This is a genomic window from Sphaerotilus sp. (assembly GCF_041083715.1).
Taxonomy (GTDB): Bacteria; Pseudomonadota; Gammaproteobacteria; order Burkholderiales; family Burkholderiaceae_C; genus Sphaerotilus.
The window spans coordinates 1-5,646 of record NZ_JBFPGY010000345.1; the positions used below are offsets into that span (position 1 = coordinate 1).

Annotated in this window: 7 protein-coding genes; 6 read left to right on the top strand and 1 reads right to left on the bottom strand. The window is 68.4% G+C overall.

The features are described from left to right. The 6 genes from AB3X43_RS16325 to AB3X43_RS16350 all read left to right on the top strand — a co-directional run. The coding region (locus AB3X43_RS16325; protein WP_369430922.1) for a class III extradiol dioxygenase subunit beta at positions 1-704 on the top strand (704 nt) is incomplete at its 5' end. A 12-nt stretch (positions 705-716) separates the two neighbouring features. After that, entirely contained in the window at positions 717-1,688 is a 972-nt protein-coding gene (locus tag AB3X43_RS16330) for a Gfo/Idh/MocA family oxidoreductase (RefSeq protein ID WP_369430923.1), read from the top strand. Between the two features lie 21 nt (positions 1,689-1,709). Next, on the top strand, positions 1,710-2,702 hold the full coding sequence (locus AB3X43_RS16335; RefSeq protein WP_369430924.1) for an aldo/keto reductase: 993 nt from the start codon (positions 1,710-1,712) through the stop codon (positions 2,700-2,702). A gap of 2 nt (positions 2,703-2,704) precedes the next feature. Next, positions 2,705-3,676 (top strand): Bug family tripartite tricarboxylate transporter substrate binding protein, encoded by a 972-nt coding sequence (locus tag AB3X43_RS16340; RefSeq protein ID WP_369430925.1) that lies wholly within the window; start codon positions 2,705-2,707, stop codon positions 3,674-3,676. After that, the gene (locus AB3X43_RS16345) at positions 3,673-4,569 is read left to right on the top strand and encodes a DMT family transporter (protein WP_369430926.1); all 897 of its coding nucleotides are present in this window, start codon (positions 3,673-3,675) and stop codon (positions 4,567-4,569) included. The genes AB3X43_RS16340 and AB3X43_RS16345 overlap by 4 nt, the downstream gene beginning before the upstream one ends. Beyond that, on the top strand, positions 4,566-5,228 hold the full coding sequence (locus tag AB3X43_RS16350) for an HAD family hydrolase (protein ID WP_369430927.1): 663 nt from the start codon (positions 4,566-4,568) through the stop codon (positions 5,226-5,228). Before AB3X43_RS16345 ends, AB3X43_RS16350 begins: the two co-directional genes overlap by 4 nt. Here the strand turns inward: AB3X43_RS16350 and AB3X43_RS16355 are convergent. Next, the coding region (locus AB3X43_RS16355; protein WP_369430928.1) for a LysR substrate-binding domain-containing protein at positions 5,204-5,646 on the bottom strand (443 nt) is incomplete at its 5' end. The two genes, AB3X43_RS16350 and AB3X43_RS16355, sit on opposite strands and share 25 nt — an antisense overlap.

Consider the following 5,646-nt stretch of genomic DNA (forward strand, 5'->3'; position numbering starts at 1 on the left):
TCTTCCTCGTCTACAACGACCACGCGACCGCATTCAGTCTGGAGATGATCCCGACGTTTGCCATCGGCTGTGCCGCCGAGTTCACGCCGGCCGACGAGGGCTGGGGTCCGCGCCCGGTGCCCAAGGTCATCGGCCACCCGGAACTCGCCGCGCACATCGCGCAGTCGGTGATCCAGGACGACTTCGACCTGACCATCGTCAACAGGATGGACGTGGACCACGGCCTCACCGTGCCGCTGTCGCTGATGTGCGGCCAGCCCGAGGCCTGGCCTTGCCCCGTGATCCCGTTCGCGGTCAACGTGGTGCAGTACCCGGTGCCGTCGGGTCGGCGCTGCTACAACCTGGGCAAGGCGATCCGCAAGGCGGTGGAGAGCTACGACCGGCCGCTGAACGTGCAGATCTGGGGCACGGGCGGCATGACGCACCAGTTGCAGGGGCCGCGTGCCGGGCTGATCAACCGCGAGTGGGACAACGCCTGGCTCGACCAGCTGATCGCCGATCCGGAAGCCGCCGCCGCGACGCCGCACATCGACTACGTGCGCGAAGCCGGCTCGGAAGGGATCGAGCTGGTCATGTGGCTGATCGCCCGCGGCGCGATGGCCGACGTGAACGGCGGCCCGTCGCCCACCCTGAAGCACCGCTTCTACCATGTGCCCGCTTCGAACACGGCCGTGGGCCACGTCATTCTCGAGAACAACGTTTAAGGATTTTTCGACATGAGTACTCCGCATCAAGGCCCCATCCGCGTTGCGCTGGCTGGCGCCGGCGCCTTCGGCATCAAGCACCTCGACGGCATCAAGAACATCGACGGCGTGGAAGTCGTCTCGCTGATCAGCCGCGACCTGGAGAAGACCCGCGAAGTCGCCGCCCAGTACGGCATCGGCCACGTCACGACCGACCTCGCCGACGCGCTGGCGCTGCCCGAGGTGGACGCTGTCATCCTGTGCACGCCGACGCAGATGCACGCCTCGCAGACGCTGGCGTGCCTGAAGGCGGGCAAGCATGTGCAGGTGGAAATCCCGCTGTGCGACGTGCTCGCCGAGGGAGAGGACGTCGCTCGCGTGGCGAATGCATCCGGTCTGGTCGCGATGTGCGGCCACACCCGCCGCTTCAACCCCAGCCACCAGTACGTCCACAACCAGATCACCGCGGGTGCGTTCAACATCCAGCAGATGGACGTGCAGACGTATTTCTTCCGCCGCACCAACATGAACGCGCTGGGCCAGGCGCGTTCGTGGACCGACCACCTGCTGTGGCACCACGCCGCGCACACGGTCGACCTGTTCGCCTACCAGTGCGGCAGTCCGATCGTGAAGGCCAACGCCATCCAGGGTCCGATCCATCCGACACTGGGCATCGCGATGGACATGAGCATCCAGCTGAAGGCGGCCAACGGCGCGATCTGCACGCTGAGCCTGTCCTTCAACAACAACGGCCCGCTCGGCACCTTCTTCCGCTACATCGGTGACAGCGCGACCTACATCGCCCGCTACGATGACCTGTTCTCGGGCAAGGAAGAGAAGATCGACGTGTCGCAGGTGGCGGTGTCGATGAACGGCATCGAGCTGCAGGACCGCGAGTTCTTCGCCGCGATCCGCGAAGGCCGGCAGCCGAATGCGAGTGTCGAAGGCGTGCTGGCCTGCTACCGTGTGCTGCACGATCTGGAACAGCAGCTCAACGCGGGCTGATCCAGGAACCAGGAGCCCTTCATGTCGCCCACCCGTTTCCTTGGTCCTTTCCAGGTCAGCCCGATCGGCCTGGGCTGCATGAACCTCAGCCACGCCTACGGCGTGCCGCCTTCGCCCGATGACGCCGCCGGCTTGCTGCTGCGGGCGCTGGACCAGGGCGTCACGCACTTCGACACCGCGGCGCTCTACGGCTTCGGCGCCAACGAGGAACTCGTCGGCCGCGTGCTCGCGCCGCACCGCCATCGTTTCACGCTGGCCAGCAAGTGCGGCATGACCGGGGTGGATGGCAAGCGCGTCATCGACGGCCGGCCGAACACGCTCAAGGCCACGTGCGAGGCGGCGCTCCGGCGGCTGCGCACCGACGTGATCGACCTCTACTACCTGCACCGCTGGGACCAGTCGGTGCCGATCGAGGACTCGGTGGGCGCGCTCGGCGAGCTGGTGGGCGAGGGCAAGATCCGTGCGGTCGGGCTCTCCGAGGTGTCTGCGGCGACGCTGCGGCGGGCGCATGCGGTCTTCCCGATCACCGCGCTGCAGACCGAGTACTCGCTGTGGACGCGCAACCCGGAGATCGCCGTGCTGGACACCTGCCGCGAACTGGGCACGGCGTTCGTGGCGTTCAGTCCGGTGGCGCGTGGCTTCCTGCCCGGGACGCTGCGTGATGTGTCGACCTTCGACGCCAAGGACATCCGCCGCGCCATGCCGCGTTTCGCGCCGGCGAACTACGCGGAGAACCTGCGCCTGCTGGACGGCGTGGCCGAGGTCGCCCGCGCGGCTGGCTGCACGCTGGCGCAGCTTGCACTGGCGTGGCTGCTGCACAGGGGCGCGCACATCCTGCCGATCCCTGGCACGACCTCGGTCGCGCATCTCGAAGAGAATCTCGGTGCGGCCCGGGTCATGCTGACTCCGGCGCAGATGCAGCAGCTGGACACGCTGGTCAACCAGGACACCGTGCACGGCACCCGTTACAACGCGGCCACGCAGACCGAAATCGATACCGAGGAGTTCTTCTGACCATGCTGCTCCACCGCCGTCAGGTGCTCGCCACGCTTGCTGCCGCATCGGCTGTGCCGCTGCTGGCCCGTGCCGACACCTTTCCGAGCAAGCCGATCACGCTGCTGGTGCCGTTCGCGCCTGGGGGCATCGCCGACATCACCGCGCGCACGGTGGCGCAGGCCATGGGACCGCTGCTCGGCCAGACCATGGTGGTGGACAACAAGCCCAGCGCCGGCAGCATCGTGGCCTCGCAGACGGTGGCCAGGGCTGCACCGGACGGCCACACGCTGCTGCTGATGAGCAACGGCAACGCGGTCAGCGCCTCGCTGTTCCGGAAGCTGCCCTTCGATGTGACCAGGGATTTCTCGCTCATCACCACGCTCGGGTTTTTCGAGATGGTCGTGGCGGTGGGTGCCGGCTCGCGCTTCAGGACACTGCCGGACGTGCTCGCCTACGCCCGCGCCAATCCCGGCAAGCTCAACATCGGCACCATCGCGGCCGGATCGACGCAGCACCTCGCCGCCGAGTTGCTGAAGATGCGTACCGGGCTGGACATGGTGATCGTGCCTTACAAGGGCTCGCCCGATGTGCTGCGTGCGCTGAAGGTCGGGGACGTGGATGTCGCGGTCGAGATCCTCGGCCCGACGCTGGGACAGATCACGGGCGGTGCGGTGCGCGCGCTGGCGTTGACCGACGATCGGCGCAACCCGGTGCTGCCGGACGTGCCGACGGTGCAGGAAGCCGGTGTCCCGCACTACGATGTGACCTCGTGGAACGCGCTGGCCGCGCCGGCCGGCACACCCGCCGACGTGGTGGCGAAGATCAACAAGGCGGCCCGGGACGCGCTCGCCACACCGGCTGTGACGAAGCGGCTGCAGGAACTCGGCGTGCGTGCCCAGGCCGGCACACCCGCCCAGCTCGATACCCTGCTCAATGCGGAGATCCGCCGCTGGCGTGAGGTGATCCAGACCGCCAGGATCGAACTGCAGTGAGGAGCCTGATCCCTTCGGGCAAACCTGCGGCCATCGGCTGCACGCTGGCGGCGCTGGCGTTCTTCGTGTCGCTCGACACGACGACCAAGGTGCTGGCGGCTGCGGTGCCGGTGGTGATGGTGGTCTGGTTCCGCTACCTGTTCCAGGTGCTGCTCACGGTCGCCACGGTCACGACACCGCGCCGCCGCACGCTGCACCACAGCCGCCGCCCCGGCCTGCAGGTGCTGCGCGGGCTGATGTTGGTCATGGCCACCGTGATCGCCTTCTACAGCCTGAAGGTCATGCCGATCGCCGAGTTCACCGCCGTCGTGACGCTCACGCCGCTGTTCGTCACGCTGCTGGCGGTCTGGCGGCTGGACGAGCGGGTCACGCCGCTGGAGTGGCTGCTGGTGCTGGGTGGGCTGGTCGGCGCGCTGGTCGTCATCCGGCCGACACACGACCTGTTCCACTGGGCGACGCTGCTGCCGCTGCTGCTGGTGCTGTGCAACGCGCTGTTCCAGATGCTGACCCGGCGGCTGGCCGAGGTGGACGACGTGACCACGACGCAGTTCTACACCGGTTGCGTCGGGACGCTGGCCGCGACATTGCTGCTGCCGTGGACCTGGCAGACGCCACCGAGTCTGCACGTCTGGGGGTTGCTGCTGCTGCTGTGCGTCTTTGGCTCGATCGGACACCTGCTGCTGATCATGGCCTACGCCCGTGCGCCGGTCGCGACACTGACGCCGTTCCTGTATTTCCAGATCGTGTTCGCCGGCGTGTCCGGCTGGTTCGTCTTTGGCCATGTGCCGGACTTGACCGCCTTCGCCGGCATCACGCTCATCGGCCTGTGCGGCAGTCTGGGCACCTGGCTGGCCGCACGGATGCCGCATCCGTCCAAGGGCGCACCGCTGTGAATGCCGACCCGGTGGTCCGCGCGCTGATCTTCGACTGCGATGGCACGCTGGTGGACAGCGAGCCGATCTGGCTGGCGACGATGCGCGATGCCATCGCCGCGCTGCCGGACGGACCCGCGGTCACGCTGCAGTTCAGCGACATCGAAGGCCAGAGCATGGCGCGCAGCCTGGAGATCGTCGAGGAGCGCAGGGGGTGTCCGCTGCCGGTGGATTTCGAGCGCCAGGTTCGGGTGGAGATGGCGCGCCGCTTCGAGACCGACCTGCGCGAGATTCCTGGCGCGACCGACTTGCTGCGCGGGCTGCGTCTGCCGTGTTGCGTGGCGTCGAACGGGCCGCGGTCGAAGATCGAGCTGCTGCTGCGCCTGACCGGGCTGGATGCCTTCGTGCCGGCGTCGCGCGTGTTCAGTGCGGTGGAACTGGGCCGCTACAAACCCGATCCGGCGCTGTTCCTGCACGCCGCCGAAGCGATGGGCGTGGCGCCGGCCGAATGCGCCGTGGTCGAGGACAGCCGGGCCGGCATCGAGGCGGGACTGAATGCGGGCATGGTGGTCTACGCCTACCTGCCGCACGCGCCGCTGCGGCCGGAGCACGTCGGGCGGGTCCGCCGGCTGGCGCACCTGTCCGAGCTGCTGGTTCAGCCCTGGGACCTGCGGGCCTGAGACCCTGCCGGTGACGCGACCTCGACCAGGGTCTGTCGCAGCCAGCGGTGCATCGGGTCCTGCTGGTGGCGCAGGTGCCAGACCATGTACATCGCCAGCGGCGGCATCGGCACGGACACCGGCACCGGCGCATCGGCGAGTCCGCGCAGCACGCCGTCACGCAGTCGCCCGGGTGCGGTCACCAGCCAGGGGCCGCCTCGCACGAATCCGGCGACACCTGCAAAGGCCGGCACGCTGGCCACGACACGCCGCCGCAGGCCCTGCGCGAGCAGCCAGTCGTCCACGTCGAGTGTGCGCCGCGGTGCGTCGTGCACGACGGTGACGTGCTCGCTGGCGAGGTAGTCGGCCTCGGTTGACGGTGCGGTGCGGTGCTGCGGATCATGGAAGACGCGGTAGTGGTCATCGAACAGGCGCCGCT

Bases quoted from the DNA above. Each gene is read 5' to 3' on its own strand.
- AB3X43_RS16330 (WP_369430923.1), top strand. From the start codon at position 717: ATGAGTACTCCGCATCAAGGCCCCATCCGCGTTGCGCTGGCTGGCGCC.
- AB3X43_RS16335 (WP_369430924.1), top strand. From the start codon at position 1,710: ATGTCGCCCACCCGTTTCCTTGGTCCTTTCCAGGTCAGCCCGATCGGC.
- AB3X43_RS16340 (WP_369430925.1), top strand. From the start codon at position 2,705: ATGCTGCTCCACCGCCGTCAGGTGCTCGCCACGCTTGCTGCCGCATCG.